Below are 16,209 nucleotides of genomic sequence, written 5' to 3'. Positions count from 1 at the left end.
CCCAGAGCCCCGATCACGCCGGAGCCCCGATCACGCCAGAGCGGAGACCAGCGCTCCGAGGTCGGCCGCGGTGAGCGGAACCCGGGTGCCCCCGGTGACGAGCGAGGCGAATCCGCCATCCGAAGCCATGATGGTGATGGTGTAGAGCTTCTCCGTCGCCGAGGTGTTCACGATCCGGTGTTCCGAGCCGGGCTGCAGCGTCAGCACGTCGCCGGGGCCGAGGGGGAGGACCGCGTCGTCCGAGTGGGCTGCCCCGGTTCCGGCGAGCACGATGAAGGTTTCGGCGGAGTCGGCGTGCGAGTTCAGCGGCTGCGCCCCGCCCGGCTCCCAGATCTCGAGGAACACACTGGCCGAGCTGCCCTGCGCAGGCCCGGCCAGCTCGGCGAGTACGACGGTGTCTCCTGTGCTGATCAGGTACCCGGGCAGGTCTGCGATGTTGCGGACGATGGGTGCGGCTCCGGACACGGAGGCCTCCTCGGGGGCTCGGCTCGAACAACTAGAATGGGGAGTCGCCTTTCACCGTGATGTCGGGAGCCCCCCTGTGAGTTTGATCGTACAGAAGTACGGCGGATCCTCCGTCGCCGATGCTGAGAGCATCAAGCGCGTGGCCAAGCGCATCGTCGAAACCCGCAAGGCCGGCAACGAGGTCGTGGTCGCCGTCAGCGCGATGGGCGATTCGACCGACGAACTGCTCGACCTCGCGCACCAGGTCACGCCGATCCCGGCCCCGCGTGAGCTCGACATGCTGCTGACGGCCGGCGAACGCATCTCGATGGCCCTGCTGGCGATGTCGATCCGCAGCATGGGGCACGACGCCCGCTCGTTCACGGGCAGCCAGGCCGGCATGATCACGGATGCCCGGCACGGCCAGGCCCGCATCGTCGATGTGACGCCGGGGCGCGTCCGCGACGCTCTCGACGAGGGCGCGATCGCGATCGTGGCCGGCTTCCAGGGGTTCAACCGCGGCACCGGCGACATCACGACGCTCGGCCGGGGCGGATCCGACACGACCGCGGTGGCGCTCGCGGCGGCGCTGAATGCCGACGTCTGCGAGATCTACACCGACGTCGACGGCATCTTCACCGCAGATCCCCGGCTCGTGCCGCGGGCGAAGAAGATCGACCGCATCTCGAGCGAGGAGATGCTGGAGCTCGCTGCGAACGGCGCCAAGGTGCTCTACATCCGCGCCGTCGAGTACGCCAGGCGTCACGGCGTCACCCTGCACGTGCGATCCTCGTTCAACAACAACGAGGGCACCATCGTCTACAACGCCCCCGATGTCGACCCAGCCCGAGACCCCGAGAACGCCCGAGAGAACAGCGAGTCACCTGTGGAAGAGCCACTGATCGCGGGGGTCGCAACCGACCTCAGCGAAGCGAAGATCACCGTCGTCGGTGTCCCCGACATCCCCGGCAAGGCCGCCCAGATCTTCAACATCGTGGCGAAGACCGGCGCGAACATCGACATGATCGTGCAGAACGTCTCCGCGGCGTCGACCGGGCTCACCGACATCTCGTTCACGCTCCCGAAGTCCGACGGGCAGAGCGTGCTGACCGCCCTGACCGCCGAGCAGGGCGACGTGGGCTTCAAGGCGCTGCAGTACGACGACCAGATCGGCAAGCTCGCGCTCGTCGGTGCGGGCATGCGCACGAACGCGGGTGTCTCTGCGAAGCTGTTCACCGCGCTGTACGAGGCGGGCATCAACATCGAGATGATCTCCACCAGCGAGATCCGCATCTCGGTCGTGACCCGAGCCGACACGGTGAACGATGCCCTCCGGGTGGTGCACGCCGCCTTCGGCCTCGACGCCGAGAGCGACGCGATCGTGCACGGCGGCACCGGCCGCTGACGCCCACCCGCTGACGCCCGGCCCGGTGTGACCGCCGCCCGGGCGCGCACCGTCACACCGGGCATCCGCCTCCCGCCGATCGGTACACTGGACGTTCGGATCAAGAGGGATGGACCACGTGGGTAATTCAGGGTTGAACGTCGGTGTTGTGGGAGCGACCGGGCAGGTCGGCAAGGTCATGCGCCAGCTGCTCGAGGAGCGCGACTTCCCGATCCGGAGCATCCGGTTCTTCTCGTCGGCGCGGTCCGCCGGCACCACGCTCGAGTTCCGCGGCGAGCAGGTCGTGGTGGAGGATGCCGCGACCGCAGACCCGACGGGTCTCGACATCGCCCTGTTCTCGGCCGGTGCGACGGGCTCGAAGGCCCTCGCGCCCGTCTTCGCCGCTGCCGGTGTCACGGTGATCGACAACTCCAGCGCCTGGCGGATGGATCCCGACGTGCCCCTCGTCGTGAGCGAGGTCAACCCGCACGCGATCGACGAGGCCCGGAAGGGCATCATCGCGAACCCGAACTGCACCACGATGGCCGCCATGCCCGTGCTGAAGGTGTTGCACGCCGAAGCTGGGCTGGAACGGCTCATCGTCAGCACCTACCAGGCCGTCTCGGGCAGCGGCCTGGCAGGGGCCGAGGAACTCGCCACGCAGGCCATCGCCGCGGTCTCGTCCGGCCGGCTGCTCGACCTCGTGCACGACGGGGCGTCCGTCGACTTCCCCGAGCCCGTCAAGTACGTGCGCCCGATCGCCTTCGATGTCGTGCCCCTCGCCGGGTCGCTGGTCGACGACGGCTCGAACGAGACCGACGAGGAGAAGAAGCTCCGCAACGAGAGCCGCAAGATCCTCGAACTGCCGGGACTGCTGGTGAGCGGCACCTGCGTGCGCGTTCCGGTCTTCACAGGCCACTCCCTCTCGATCAACGCCGAATTCTCCCGGCCGATCAGCCCGCAGCGCGTCACCGAGCTTCTGGGTGAGGCCCCGGGAGTTGAACTCTCCGAGGTTCCGACGCCGCTGCAGGCTGCGGGCAACGACCCCAGTTACGTCGGTCGCATCCGCCAGGATGAGGGCGTGCCGGACGGCCGCGGTATAGCCCTGTTCATCAGCAACGACAACCTCCGGAAGGGTGCGGCGCTGAACGCGGTGCAGATCGCGGAGATCTTTGCGAAGCGCGCCGTCGAGGCCATCGCCGGCTGAGGTTTTCTCAGGTATGATCTTCTGTCATGCCTCCTTCCCTTCTCCCCGCCGTCATTGTCGCCGGCTTCCTGCTCTGGCCTGCGGTGTCGATCGCGGTCGCTCTCTGCCTCGGTCGGATGATTCACCGCGCCGACCTCGAGGAGGGCCGTACGCACCGTGACCGGATGCCCGGGGTCCTGTCGAAGGGATGCGCGAGTCGCGCCCGGTTCACTCATTCGGGGGTCGCCGGCCAGGGCAGTTCCCCCAAATGGGTTACCCTCCGCTGAGACGGTCAGAGCGACCGGTCGTCGATCGACGGGGGGTACCGGGATGTCACCCCACCTGTCACGCAGGCAACTCCTTGCGGGCGCGGCGGCGGGCACGGCCGTCGTGGCGGCACAGGCCGCTGTCGGCGGCACGGCGGTCGCTGCCACGCTCCCCGCCCGGTCCGGTGCGGCGCCCGCAGCTGCCGGAGTGCATGCGGCCGTCGCGCGCTCTGCGCCCTTCCCTGTGGGCTACTCGACCGGTTCCTCCCTCCTCTTCGAGACCCGCGCGAACATCGCGAAGACCCTCGACACGATCGTCTCGTCCGGCGGAACCCTCGTTCGCTTCGACATCATGTGGGTGCTCGCCCAGCCCACCGCGACGACGTTCAGCTGGGGCATCTTCGACTATGCGGTCACGGAGGCGAGGGCGCGGAGCCTCAAGATCCTTGCCATCATCACCACCTGCCCGCCCTGGGCGTCACTGAACGGCGGCAACGCGGGCGGCACGATGCGACCGAAGACGGCGGCGCTCTACGCCACCTTCGCCGGCGCAGTGGCGAAGCGTTACAAGGGCAGGATCCCGGCCTACGAGATCTGGAACGAACCGAACGCCCGGGACTATTTCGCACCCGACCCCGATCCCACCTTCTACGCCACGATGGTGAAGGCGGCCTACCCCGCGATCAAGGCCGCGGATCCGGCTGCGACGGTCATCGCTGGAGCGCTCGGCCCGGCCGCCGACGTCGACGGCCAGATGAACCCGATCCGGTTCATCACCGCCATGTATGCGGAAGGCGTCGCGGGATCGTTCGACGCCTTCTCCTTCCACCCCTACGACTACACGCACTCGCTGTCGGCCGCGACTCTCTGGGACAACACCCCGGCCCGACGGATGATCGAACTGCACGCCGTCATGAAGGCCAACGGTGACGGGTCGAAGAAGATCTGGATCACCGAGTACGGCGCCCCGACCGGCTCGGGCGGAGTCTCGGAGACGATGCAGGCCGCCCTGATCAACAACTCTCTCGTGCAGTGGGGCGAGGTCTCGTACGCCGGGCCGTTCCACATCTTCACGGTCACCGACAACTCGAACGAGACCTACGGTGTGGTCTCGTCGACGTTCGTCGCGAAGAAGTCGTTGGCGACCGTGAAACGGCTCCAGGCGTCTGGCCTTCCGCTCAGCACCCGCGGAACGGCCTTCAAGAACAATGCCGATCCTGCACTCGGTGCCGTCGTGTCGGTCAGTTACGCGATGGGAACCGGAGCTGTACAGGAATGCGAGAACGGCAGTCGCTACCAGACTCCGAACGGCTGGTTCAGCTCGCCACCGGCTGTTGCGACGCTGGCCCGGCTCTACCACTTCGTGCCGAAGAGCGCCTTCGCCAACACCTACCAGGACTACGACAGGGCAGGTGGGTTCCGCATCTTCTACACGGCTGCCACGGGGGCGCACGCCGTCGCAGGCGTCATCCTTGCCAAATGGACGTCGGCTCTCGGGGCGGCGAAGACCGACGAGTACACTTTCGCCTCCGACGGGAGCCGGGCGAACGACTTCGTGCACGGTCGAATCGTCTGGTCGGCCACGACCGGAGTCGTCACCGTGACGAGGTATTGACAGCCGCCCGATCGCTGCTGGCAGGCTTCTTCTTCGTGCGGAGCGAGCGGATGGCCGGCAGTTCGACGAACCGGTAGCTGAGCGAGGCGATGGCGACGGCTACGGCGAAGACGAGCACCGTGTTCCAGGCCCACCCGAGCCAGTCGTCACCCGCGATCCAGCCGAGCCGGTAGAGCACGATGATCACCGGGAAGTGCCAGACATAGAGGCTGAGCGAGATGGTTCCGAGCCAGAACAGCACCCGGTTGTCGAGGATGCGCGAGAGCGCCCAGATCTTGCCGTTCTTCATAGGGATCATCAGCAGCAGCACGAGCCCGGCGCTGAAGATCGCGAAGAAGATTCCGATGAACGAGGGGAAGCGGAGGAAGCTGACGCCCGAGGTGACGAGGCCGACGGGGATGAGGATCCAGGCCACCGTGCGCACGGAGAGCCGGCCGAACCGGAAACCTCCGCGGCGGTACCAGACCGACACGGCGACGCCGACCAGCATTCCCCAGCCGAAGTTGTCGGCCCAGCTGAAGAAGCTGCGCGTGAAGACCGCCTGCCAGGTCGGTCCCCACTCCGAGTCGAGCAGCGAGATGCCGCTCTGGTGGAGCCAGAGCGCAGAGATGATGTGCGACGAGACGCCGATCACGATCAGCACGATTCCGGGCAGGGCGACGGCGAGCACGCGGTTGATCTTCAGTCGGCGGGCGAGGCTGGCCGCTCCGATGCAGAGGAACGGCAGCAGCAGGTAGAAGGTGAGCTCGCTCGTCAGCGTCCATGACGCGCTCAGCCCGGTCTGCAGCTCGCCCGGGATGAAGTTCTGGACCAGGGTGATGTGCGCGAGTACCGACCAGGGGTTTGTGATGGTGCCTGTGCCGTTGTCGTTGCCCGAGTGCACCGTCGTCATCGCGTTCAGTACGAAGACGGCTCCGAGGGCGAAGTTCGCGACGAAAAATGCGACGACGTAGGCCGGATAGACCCGGAAGACCCGCGCCCGTGCGTACCTGCCGATCGAGGGCAGCGGCCGGCCATCCAGGATCGCGTTCAGGAACGGCCAGTAGATCAGCACGCCCGACAGCACGAAGAAGACCACGATCGCCTGGCCGAGGATCTCGATGTGCAGGGTGTTCAGTACCTGGGGGTTGAACTGGGCGGTGGCGTGCACGAGGACGACGCAGATCGCGAGCACGCCGCGCAGGCCGTCGAGGCCGATGAAGCGTCTGGGCAGCGTGCTGCCCTCGGGCATCAGTCGTTGTTCGCTCATGAGGTGAGGGCCCCCTGTCGCTGAGGTGTGCGTGTGCGGGTGCGTGTGCGTGCCGCAGACGGCGAATGGATGCCCGGCGGCACGCCCGGCGATTCCCGACCGGCGACTCCCAGGTTCATCAGGAGGATCGAGAAGGCCATGGTGAGCGGAGGAACGGTGACCACAGGGAAGTCGAGTTGGAAGGCGATGAGCACGAGACCGAAGAACGCGGCCCCCATCATGCCGAAGCCGATCTCCGTCGATCGGAGGCCCCGCACGGCCACCGCCAGGCCGACGATGAGCAGCGCCAGGAAGGCGAGGCCCGCGAAGATCCCGCCCCGGTACACCACGAGGAGCGGCGTGTTCGCCACATGGTTGACGAGGTAGCCGTACGACGAGTCGACGAACTCCCGCAACGCCCAGCCGCGGCCGAAGATCCAGTGGCCCTCGAGCTGCCCCGGATAGTTCTGGAAGGCGGCGATGCGGTCGAGGGCGCCCTTGTCGGAATTGCTGAACGAACCGGTGATCCGCCCGGCGATGCTCGGGGTCAGGGCGAGGAAGCCGATGGCCACCGCGCTGACGATACCGATGATGAGCCGCCGCACGGCCGACTGGTTCTGGATGAGCAGAATGATGACGACCGCGAAGATCACCGAGATGATCGCCGAACGGCTGAGGGTGGCGGCGATGCCGACGACCAGCACGATCATCGCCAGCACGCGCAGCCGGCCGGCGAAGACGTATGCGGCGACAGCGAGCGCCATGAAGAAGAAGAGGCCGGCGGTGTTCGGGTCGGTGTAGAGCCCCGTGGCCCGCACCGACAGGGAACCGCTCACCTCCACGGTGCGCACGATCGGGCTGCCGGCACCGCCGTAGCCGATGACGGTGAGACCCTGCACGAAGGCGCCGGTCTTGTCGACGACGCTCAGGACGATCGACAGCACCGCACCGCCGCAGGCACCGACCACGAAGGCGCGGCTGAGGGCGAGGCGGAGGGTGGGCGACATCCAGACCCCGAAGCAGACGAGCACGGAGGCCAGCGCCCACCGGGCCCACTGGTTCAGAGACTCTGCCCCGGTGAAGGTGGCGATCATCGAGATGAGGCAGGCGGCGATGGTGAGGCCCATCCAGATGCCGATGGTCGACGTGCGGGGGCCGCGTTCCCGCTCCCCGGCGTGCACGATCGCGACGATGATGAAGGCCAGCGCGAGGAAGAAGACGAGTTGGGTCCCGGTGCCGGGGAGGGTGGCGAACGGGGCCAGGCCGAGGACGATACCGAAGGCCCAGCCGTACACGGTGGGTCGACGGATGCCCAGGAGCACCACGATCGGAAGCGCCATGACCACGAGCCCGACAGCGATAGAGATGAACGTGCCCTGGCGGAGGGCGAGGAACAGGATGACGGCCCCGGCCAGCATGGCGGCGATGACGAGGATGCGCCGGCGCATCAGGCGAGCCACTCGGCGACGGCGGTGTGGGGTACCCGGGACTCCCAGCGTTCGCGGTTCTGCTGGTAGAGACGCGCCCCTTCGCGCCTGGACGCCTCCGGGTCGAGCAGCATGCGCCGGGCCGCCTCGACGAACGCGTCTTCGGTGTCGCTCGCCTCGAGCGAGAACATCTCAGCGAGCGATCCGATGGCGGTGCGGGTGGCCACGAGCGGGATGCCCCGTTTGGCCGCGTCGAGGATCTTCACCCGCACACCGCCTCCGGTGCGGATGGGAGCGAGGATGGCGCGGCTCGAGTTGAGCGCTGCGTCGAGGTCGTCGACGAAACCGAGGTCCCGCACGCCCTCTGGCAGGGGCAGGAGCTTCGCCGGTCTGCCGATGATGATCAGTTCGGCATCCGGGATGCCCTGGGCGATGCGCGGCCACCATTGAAGCAACTGCTCGTAGCCCTCCTGGTTGGGGGCCCACGTGCGGTCACCCATGAAGGCGAGGCGGGGCGCGCTGCCGGTGTGGTCGTGGCTCGGGGCAGGTTCGAGGCTCAGCTCGAGCCAGCGGGCGTGCGAGACGCCCTGGGCGCGGTACTCCACGGCCTCCTCGGCGTCGTAGGTCGCGAGCGAGCGGGCGAGCCGTGCGACCCGCAGCTGGTCGCGTTCGATCGCCGCCTTCTGGGCGCGCCCGACGACGCCGTGCGACGAGCTCCAGACATACGATTCGGAGACGACGGAGTTCACCCGCAGGTCGTCGCCGGCCCGCGATGAGGCGGCGAACGGCTCGGCCATATAGGAGTGGTCGGCGACGAACGTGTCGGCGTCGCTCGCCTCGATGGCGCTCGTGATGCCGGGGACGGTGAAGCGGGTGTGCACGAGACTCCGGCGCTCACGGGCCGACTTCAGCAGGAGCCGGGGTGCGGACACCTGCGGCTTCTCCACCAGCGTGTTGGCGCCGCGGCTGCCGGACGTCTTCGCGAGGCAGATGTAGCGCACCGAGTAGGCCTCGGCTGCGAGATCCATCACGAGGGACGCCATCGTCATGTCGCCGGTGCGTTCGACCACCGGGTCTTTGGCGAGCAGGAAGTCCAGAGTGCGTGTCACCGGGGTTCCTTCGTGCTGTCGGGCGACTCGATCTCGCGGGCGAGGGCGTCGGGAGTCACCAGGTCGGGCGCCAGCTCGTCAGTGGTCGTCAGTTCCACGCTCATCGCCTCCCCTTCGTCAATTGTGTCCCGCTGAGGCAGGGGACGGTGCACGAGTCTGGTGTACAGGAGGCAGAGGTACGCCTCGGCCAGCACGGCTGCAACGGCGGCAGCGAGGGCGGCGGGCCAGCCGGCGGCGAGGATCAACAGCAGGATGCCGGCGAACTTCAGCGCGAGCGCGATTCCGGCGTGGGCGATCCTCGGGCCGTCGCGGTGCTGGATGTAGAGCACCGTCGTCCACGCGTTGTCGATGGTGCGGAGGCCGGCGAACAGACTCATCACGAGGAGGACGACCCCGATCTCGCTGTGCCAGCCGACCAGGATGAGCAGCACACCGACGACGAACGAACCGAGCGCGAAGAACGCGGCGAGGCCGAGGAGGAACTTCGGCCTGGGCCCGGCCGCAGGATCGCCGTGGCTCTCGCGGAGCCGCACGTTGAAGCTCTGGGCGTACAGCTGGCCGAGAACGGAGAGGGCCAGGGCGATCTGCGACGCGACCGAGTAGGCCCCGACGGTCTCGTCAGAGCTCAGGATGCCCAGCAGCACAATGTCGCCCTGCAGGTAGAGGCTGATGATGAACGCATCGCCGAGCAGCAGCACGTTCTCGCGGAGCCCACCCGGGACAGCGGGCAGGGTTCCCCAGCAGCGCACCGCCGACAGCACGAGCACGACCGCGTACGGCGCCAGGTAGAGCGCCAGGGCCACCGGAAGCGTGGCCGACTCGCCCGCGGCAAAGAGGTAGATCGTCGCGGCACCGATCGAGCTGAACTGCCGCAGGGCATCCAGTCTCATCACCGCAGCGGGCTGGCCGTTCCGGAGCGGGAGGCTCTTGTAGGCGTTGAACACCATCTCGCCGCCCGCGAACACCAGGGCGAACGCGAGGGTGAGGGTGAACGGGTAGAGCACGACGCCCGCCACGATCAGCAGCACGCCGAGGAGCAACCGGGTGGAGCGTTCGCGCTCGTACTCGGCGGTGTCGACGCGAACGCTCCGCACGACGAACACGTTCTCGAGCGGTGCCGAGATGATCGCCGCGAACGCACAGGCCGTCGCGTAGATGCCGTAGTCGCCGAGCCCGAGGGCGCTGAGCAGGAGGATGGTCCAGAGGAAGCCCACACCGCGACCGGCGATCATCCAGCTTCCTGCTGCGCCGAGGCCAGCGAAGTGACGGAGCATCTCAATCCGTTTCGGGGTCGGGCGACGGGTTCTGAACCGGCTACCGCACAGGGAATGCGGGTGCGGCGGAGAACCTGCAGGGTGACGATCATCCTAGCCGGAGAGGGTGTCCCGCCCGGTCTGGAATTGACCCAAAAGGGTGACCCCCCCTCCGGGGGAGACCCCAACAGGGGAACCCCCTACTGGGGCGTTCGGACAGGCCCCCTGCCGGTTAGCGTGGCCTTCGGGTCTACCGAACCTCGGGGGGTGAGTGGGGAGTACGGCGTGAGAGTGATAGCAAGCCTGACTGGCGTGCGTGCTTTCGCCGCAGCCTGGGTGGTGCTGTTCCACCTGTACGAGCTCTTCACACCGCTCTTCCCGAATGTCGCTCCGTTCGTCCCGCTGCTGAATGCCGGTAACCTCGGTGTGGACTTCTTCTTCATGCTGAGCGGCTTCATCATCTCGTACACGTACATGGACAAGCTGCGGAAGCCCGCACCGGGCGCCGTCCGCAGCTTCCTCTTCCTGCGTTTCGCCCGGATCTACCCCGTGCACCTGTTCACCGTGATCGTCTTCGTCGCACTGGTGATCGGAGCGGCGGCCGTCGGCCTCAATCTCAACACCAACGGGCAGTACACCCCGCTCAACGTGGTGATGAATGTGCTGATGCTGCAGTCGATCCCTCCCGCCTTCGCTCTGAACAATCCGGCGTGGTCGATCTGCGCGGAGGCTGCGGCCTACCTGGCATTCCCTCTGATCGCCCGGGCGATCTGGCGCATCCGGTCACGGGCGGTGACGGTCGGGCTGATCGTGGTGGTTCTCGCCGTCGGCATGATCACGATTCCGCTCGTCGTCAACAGCGCGGAGTCGTGGGTCTACTGGGCGGGCTACGTGCTGATCTGGCTGCGCATCATCGTCGGTTTCCTCGCGGGCTGCCTTGCCTACTGGCTCTGGCGTTCGCTGGGTGCCCTGAAGCAGAGCCCGAAGTTCGACCTCCTGGTCGTCGTCGGTGTGGTGGGTGTCGTCGTGGCCGCCTACCTCGCGCCGCAGGACACGGTCATCGTGTTCCCCGCCTTCGCCCTTCCCTTCCTGCTCCTCATCCTCCTCGGGCTCGCGGGGGGAACGGGGCCGATCAGCCGGTTCATGGCCGGCAGAGTGCCCGTCTGGGGCGGCAAGATCTCGTTCTCTGTCTACATGACGCACTTCATGCTGTTCACGGTCGCGGTGAAGGTGATTCCGATCGAGACGCTCGCCGCGGGCTCGATCGTCGTTCGGCTCGCCGTGCTCACCGGACTCCTCATCGGTGTCGTCGGGCTCGGTGCGGCAACCTACTACATCGTCGAAGAGCCCGCCCGCAGGGGTCTCCGCGCCGTCAGGCTGCCGCGCCGGAGATCGCCGCGTGCCACGCCTCGGCGTATCGCTCGAACGCATTCTCCGTCGTCAATCGCGCCCGCAGTTCCCGCGCATGCGTCGACTGCTCCCGAAGTGCGGACTCGTCACCGAGCAGTGCGCTGACCGCGTCGGCCAGGTCGTCGATGTCGCCGTCGACGATCAGGGCCTCGTCGTCGATCCCGCGGTACTTCAGGGCGACCACCGGGGTCTGATAGGCCAGCGCGCGCGCGATGGCGCTCGACGCCACGTGCGTCTCGGGCCCGTAGGAACTCCGTTTGCCGTAGGGCACGATCATGATCTGGATGCTCGCGAAGAACGCATCCTCGTCAGCGCCCTCGACTCCGCCGAGCAGGTCCACTCCGTCGACGGGAGGCAGGGCATCCGTGCCCCGGCCGGCGACCCGGATCGCGATGCCCGGATCGAGGCGCGAACGCAGGTGCACGAGGCTGTCGAAACCCTTTCCGCGGTAGACGTACCCGAAGAGCCCGACTGCCCGCGGGCGATCGACGGGGGCGGGGAGTTCCGGCCGTTCAGGTACGGGGAGGAATCCGCGGTGAACCGTGTCGTGGCCGAGTATGCGGCCCGTCTCCACCGCGCCCGAGGCGGTCAGGGCGAACAGGTCCACCCGTCGCAGGGCACGGCGTTCGAATCTCTCCAGGAGCGGCATGATCGGGTAGTGCAGGGCGTGCACGACGAGCCTCGACCGGCTCGCCAGCCGGGTACGGAACGGCAGCCAGACGCCGAGCGGCGCATCATGCACGGTGGAACTCCGCACGGTGGCCCGCTTCATGCCGAGGAGCCCCCAGAACGGGAGAAGTACACCGCCGCTCTGCTCGGTGTGCAGCACAACGGGGCCGGTCGCCGACGAGAGGGCACGCCGGATGCTTCGCCGCCCCCGCAGCACGTCGAGCACACCGTCCTGGCCCGAGCCGCCGTGGCGTACTTCGACCACCCGGAGCATCCGTTCGCGGGCGATGGCCAGAAGGTCGTCGGCGTAGTCGCTCACCCCGCTCGTGCCGGTGCGGGGAGCGACGTAGACGAGGGTCACACCGGAGATGTCTGCAGTTTCGGGCACAAGCATCCTGTCGGGAGAAGGCGGCGCACTGTCAGTAGAAGAGCCGGCGGAAGGCGGCAGAGTAGGTCAGCGCGGAGGCGCGTTCCCCGCGCTGCCTGGCGGGGACGCCGGCCACCACGGCCATCGGCGGAACGTCCTCCCGCACGAGAGAACAGGCGCCGACCACGCCGCCGCGGCCGATCGTGACACCCGAGACCACGGTCGACCGGGAGGCGACCCACGCGAACGAGTCGATGGTGATCGGCTTGAACTCCGCTGCGAAATCGTCGGAGTCGATGACGTGCGATCCGGTGATCAGCTGGGTGTCGCTCGCCAGCACGACGTTGTCCCCCAGGGTGATGCCACCTCGGGCGTCGAACAGGCAGCGGAACCCGATCGAGCAGTCACGGCCGATGACGAGCTTGTCGATGTCGAACACCGTCGTCCCCCGCGAGATGGAGGTTCCACTGCCGATCTTCGCGCCCCAGAGCCGGAGGGCGCCGAGGCGCACGGTGTGCGACGGGATGAACGTGAGCACGATGTTGTAGGCGGCCACGCCCAGCTGGTCCCACTTCTGCGCCAGGCTCACCGGCGGGTCAGTCTCTCGGCGGAGGTGGCGGCGCGGCGGGTTGCGTGGGCCACGTCACTGATCCGGTCATCGGCAGGAGCGGCAGACGGGTCATCCGACCGATCGGCGGCACCCGGGACCCGTGCATCCCTGACGGCGGAGAGCGCGACGTAACCGTAGGTGTAGTAGGAGTACGCGTCCACGCCGCGCCGAGGAAGGAAGTTCGCGGCGACGCCCAGCACGTGTGCGTCGACCTGGGTGAGGATGTCGATGCTCGTCTCGACCTGCTGGCGATTCACCAGCGAGGTTCCCACGACGACGATCACCCCGTCGCTCTCCCGGCTGAGGATGGCCGCATCGGTGACCGCGAGGAGCGGTGGCGCATCGAGGATCACGTAGTCGTAGAGAAGACGCATCGAGGACAGGAGGGATGCGAACTGTTCTGAACCGAGCAGTTCGCTGGGGTTCGGGGGCAGCGACCCCGCCGGAAGGATCGTCAGCGTCTCGACGACGCCAGCCTGGAGCACGTCGTCGAGCGCGACTCGCGAGACCAGCACGTCGGAGAGGCCGACGGCGCCCTCGATGTTGAGGTACTTCGCCGACTTCGGGCGACGGAGGTCGCATTCGATGTAGATGACCCGCTTGCCGGTCTGCGCCAGCGTGATGGCGAGGTTCAATGAGGTCGTCGTCTTGCCTTCGCCGGGGATGGACGAGGTGAAGAGCAGCACCTGGTTGGTGGTGGCCAGATCGAAGTACTGCAGGTTCGTCCGCAGTGCTCTGAACGATTCCGCGCGCTGGCTCATCATGTCATCGGCGAGGAGGAGCGGCTTCTCGCGGGCGGTGTTCTGGCGCGGGAAGTGCCCGAGAACCGGCAGGTCGGTCAGGCGCTTGAGATCGTCGATGCTCCGCACACGGTTGTCGAAGCCGGCGATCAGGAACGCGAGGCCGACCGAGAGCAGCAGCCCACCGACCCCGCCGACAAGAAGGTACAGCCAGGGAAGAGGGCTCGTCGGGCTCGTGGCGACCGAGGCATCCGCGATGATGCTGACGGCGATGAGAGGCTTGGTGCCGTCTCCCGGGTCTTCGATCTGGGTCGTGATAGTGGTGACGAGCTGGGTCGCGATGGCGTTGGCGATGTCGGCGGACTGCTGGGCCGAGGGTTCGGTGACGGTCACCTCGAGGATGAGGCTGTCGGTGATGACGTCGGCACTCACGTGGGAGGCCAGCTGGTCGGCCGTCAGGTCGAGGCCGAGGGCGGCGATCACCGGGTCGAGCACGATGGGCTGCACGACGAGGTGGGAGTACGAGATCATCCGGTTCTGCGTGTACGTGCTGCCCTGAAGCGCGTTCGACGCGTTGTCCGTGGCCTGGGTGGAGACGAAGAGCCTCGACGTCGACTGGTACTGCGGGGCGGTGACGGCGAGTGCGGCTCCGGCGGCGAGCAGGCCGAGGACGGTCAGTCCGACGATGAGGATCCATGATCGCTGAAGCACTCTCAGTATGTCTTGCAGCTGCATGCGTCTCCGCCTCCCTTGCAACCCCTCGAATTTGTACCAGTATGTCCTAGAATCGCCAGCCCGCCAGCGGCACACAGGCACTGATTAACTCATTCGGGCTAGGCCCGGCCAGCACCCGAACGACCGTCCATAAGCTGCCGATAACGTCGTTCTCGGGGGGTGCCGGTCACAACGCGATCGTCCATCTGCTGACAGGGAGCGTAGCTCATGGCCTTGCACCTCAAACTCGACGGAGTGAAGGCTTCACCGCTTGCAGTTGCTCATGTCACGGAGAGTCTCGGCGGAGGTGTCGTCACCTCTCTCGCGCGGCTGACGATGCGCCAGGCCGAGCAGGGGATGTCCGTCACTCTCTACTTCACCCGCCGCGACGACACTCCACCACTGGCGGAGCTCGAAGAGATCTTCGGCCCGCGGGTCGCGCTGGTCGAGGCGCCCTCGGGTAGCCGTTCGATGGTGGCTCACGGTCTCTGGATCATGTCGACGGTGCGCGGAGTCATCATGCGGACGGCCGACGTCATCCACTTCCACTCGTCTGTGGGGGGAGCGTTCGGCCGGCTGGCACTCTTCGGTCGTCGTCGCGGTCCGGTGTCGTTCTACTCGCCCCACGGGTTCTCTTTCCTCCGCACCGACTACTCGCCGACGGTTCGCTCTGCGTACAGGATCGTGGAGCAGCTCCTCGGCCGATACGGACACTCGCAGCTCGTGCTCGTGAGCCGTTCCGAGGCGGAGGTGGCCACCCGGGTGCTGAGGACCAGTCGGTGCTTCGTCATTTCCAACGGGGTGGCGCTCGATGCTCTGCCGCCTCGGGAGTGCGATCCCGAGGAACACCTTCCCGTGGTCGCGATGGTCGGCCGGATCGCGTACCAGAAGGCTCCCTGGAAGTTCGCGGAGGTCGCCCGGCACTTCCGTGGCCGGGCACGCTTCGTCTGGATCGGTGACGGCGACAACGACGGATTCAACGACGACCTGGCCGAGGCGAACATCGAGAAGACCGGTTGGCTGACCTACCCGGAGGCTCTCAGGACCCTGGCCACAGCCGATGTGCTCCTCTTTCTCACCCTGTGGGAGGGAATGCCTCTGGCTGTGATGGAGGCGCAGTCGATCGGAATTCCGGTCATTGCGTCGAACATCGTCGGCAATGTCGACATCGTCGAGAATGGTCGCACCGGATTCCTCGTCGACACGGTCGAGGAGGCCATCGCCTGCCTCGAGCGGCTGATCGGGGAGAGAGGTCTCGCCGAGCAGTTCTATCAGGAGGCATTGCGGGTGCGGGAGACCCGCTGGTCTGACATCCACCTCGGAATCGACTCGTGTGAACTGTATGGAGGCAGGCTGCCCGCCTACACGGCCTCCGAGACACAGGCGCGTGGCGTCATAATCTCTACATGACCGAATTCTCGCCGTTGAGCATCCTGTTCATCTGCACGGGGAACATCTGCAGGTCTCCGCTCGCCGCGCAGGTTCTCGAGCACGAGCTGACGGGCGCTGCGGCCGGTGGCAGAGTGACCGTGCTCAGCCGAGGCACCCACGCGCGAGTCGGCGAGCCGATGGATCCTCCGGCGGCGAAGCAGTCCGAGGCGCTGGGCGGGGACTCGTCATCCCATCTGGCGAGCCAGCTCGTTGAAGCGGACCTCGCGGGGGCGGATCTCGTGGTGACGATGACGCTGGCCCAGCGAGCCTCCGCAGCCCGGATGTTGCCGGCTGCTTCGAAGAAGTCCGTCACCCTCCTCGAACTCCAACGGATGATCGACCATCTCGCTTCAGAG

General features: G+C 67.2%; 13 protein-coding genes and 2 pseudogenes. 7 read left to right on the top strand and 8 right to left on the bottom strand.

Features of this window, described 5'->3' with window-relative positions; genetic code table 11:
• Positions 1-30 precede the first annotated feature (30 nt).
• Entirely contained in the window at positions 31-465 is a 435-nt protein-coding gene (locus tag FB464_RS11600) for a cupin domain-containing protein (protein WP_116413720.1), read from the bottom strand.
• 76 nt (positions 466-541) lie between these two features.
• Here FB464_RS11600 and FB464_RS11595 point away from each other — a divergent pair, with 76 nt between their 5' ends.
• From FB464_RS11595 to FB464_RS11580, 4 genes are all read left to right on the top strand, one after another.
• Positions 542-1,849: an aspartate kinase gene (locus tag FB464_RS11595; RefSeq protein WP_116413721.1), complete on the top strand. Its 1,308-nt coding sequence runs from the start codon at positions 542-544 to the stop codon at positions 1,847-1,849.
• Positions 1,850-1,958: 109 nt separating this feature from the next.
• Complete coding sequence (locus FB464_RS11590) at positions 1,959-3,035, top strand: aspartate-semialdehyde dehydrogenase (protein WP_116413722.1); 1,077 nt, start codon at positions 1,959-1,961, stop codon at positions 3,033-3,035.
• A gap of 26 nt (positions 3,036-3,061) precedes the next feature.
• Positions 3,062-3,301, top strand: a complete 240-nt coding sequence (locus FB464_RS11585) for a hypothetical protein (RefSeq protein ID WP_116413723.1) — start codon at positions 3,062-3,064, stop codon at positions 3,299-3,301.
• 43 nt (positions 3,302-3,344) lie between these two features.
• Entirely contained in the window at positions 3,345-4,895 is a 1,551-nt protein-coding gene (locus FB464_RS11580; RefSeq protein ID WP_116413724.1) for a cellulase family glycosylhydrolase, read from the top strand.
• On the opposite strand, the gene FB464_RS11575 is transcribed toward FB464_RS11580, so the two are convergent.
• From FB464_RS11575 to FB464_RS11560, 4 genes are read right to left on the bottom strand one after another with little or no spacing between them, the layout of a single operon-like run.
• A complete protein-coding gene (locus tag FB464_RS11575; protein WP_116413725.1) occupies positions 4,876-6,144 on the bottom strand; it encodes an acyltransferase family protein in 1,269 nt (422 codons plus the stop codon). The two genes, FB464_RS11580 and FB464_RS11575, sit on opposite strands and share 20 nt — an antisense overlap.
• The gene (locus FB464_RS11570) at positions 6,141-7,571 is read right to left on the bottom strand and encodes an O-antigen ligase family protein (RefSeq protein WP_116413726.1); all 1,431 of its coding nucleotides are present in this window, start codon (positions 7,569-7,571) and stop codon (positions 6,141-6,143) included. Before FB464_RS11570 ends, FB464_RS11575 begins: the two co-directional genes overlap by 4 nt.
• A complete protein-coding gene (locus FB464_RS11565) occupies positions 7,571-8,659 on the bottom strand; it encodes a glycosyltransferase (RefSeq protein WP_246093034.1) in 1,089 nt (362 codons plus the stop codon). Before FB464_RS11565 ends, FB464_RS11570 begins: the two co-directional genes overlap by 1 nt.
• The gene (locus FB464_RS11560) at positions 8,656-9,933 is read right to left on the bottom strand and encodes a lipopolysaccharide biosynthesis protein (protein ID WP_142206680.1); all 1,278 of its coding nucleotides are present in this window, start codon (positions 9,931-9,933) and stop codon (positions 8,656-8,658) included. Before FB464_RS11560 ends, FB464_RS11565 begins: the two co-directional genes overlap by 4 nt.
• A gap of 54 nt (positions 9,934-9,987) precedes the next feature.
• Between FB464_RS11560 and FB464_RS11555 the strand changes: the two are divergent.
• Positions 9,988-11,208: pseudogene (locus FB464_RS11555) on the top strand (acyltransferase family protein); the annotation flags it as partial.
• Positions 11,209-11,284: 76 nt separating this feature from the next.
• Here the strand turns inward: FB464_RS11555 and FB464_RS20255 are convergent.
• From FB464_RS20255 to FB464_RS11540, 3 genes are read right to left on the bottom strand one after another with little or no spacing between them, the layout of a single operon-like run.
• Positions 11,285-12,379, bottom strand: coding sequence for a glycosyltransferase (locus FB464_RS20255; protein ID WP_246093033.1), 1,095 nt, complete (start codon positions 12,377-12,379; stop codon positions 11,285-11,287).
• Positions 12,380-12,410: 31 nt separating this feature from the next.
• Positions 12,411-12,947: an acyltransferase gene (locus FB464_RS11545; protein ID WP_211327290.1), complete on the bottom strand. Its 537-nt coding sequence runs from the start codon at positions 12,945-12,947 to the stop codon at positions 12,411-12,413.
• A complete protein-coding gene (locus tag FB464_RS11540; protein WP_116413730.1) occupies positions 12,944-14,443 on the bottom strand; it encodes a tyrosine-protein kinase domain-containing protein in 1,500 nt (499 codons plus the stop codon). The genes FB464_RS11545 and FB464_RS11540 overlap by 4 nt, the downstream gene beginning before the upstream one ends.
• 207 nt (positions 14,444-14,650) lie before the next feature.
• Here FB464_RS11540 and FB464_RS11535 point away from each other — a divergent pair, with 207 nt between their 5' ends.
• Complete coding sequence (locus FB464_RS11535) at positions 14,651-15,832, top strand: glycosyltransferase (protein ID WP_116413731.1); 1,182 nt, start codon at positions 14,651-14,653, stop codon at positions 15,830-15,832.
• Positions 15,829-16,164 (top strand): annotated as a pseudogene (locus FB464_RS20250) (arsenate reductase/protein-tyrosine-phosphatase family protein); the annotation flags it as partial. The gene FB464_RS11535 and the pseudogene FB464_RS20250, both read left to right, overlap by 4 nt.
• Between the last annotated feature and the right edge of the window lie 45 nt (positions 16,165-16,209).

Source organism: Subtercola boreus (genome assembly GCF_006716115.1).
GTDB classification, from domain to species: domain Bacteria; phylum Actinomycetota; class Actinomycetes; order Actinomycetales; family Microbacteriaceae; genus Subtercola; species Subtercola boreus.
This window is presented reverse-complemented; position numbering and strand designations above follow the sequence as displayed.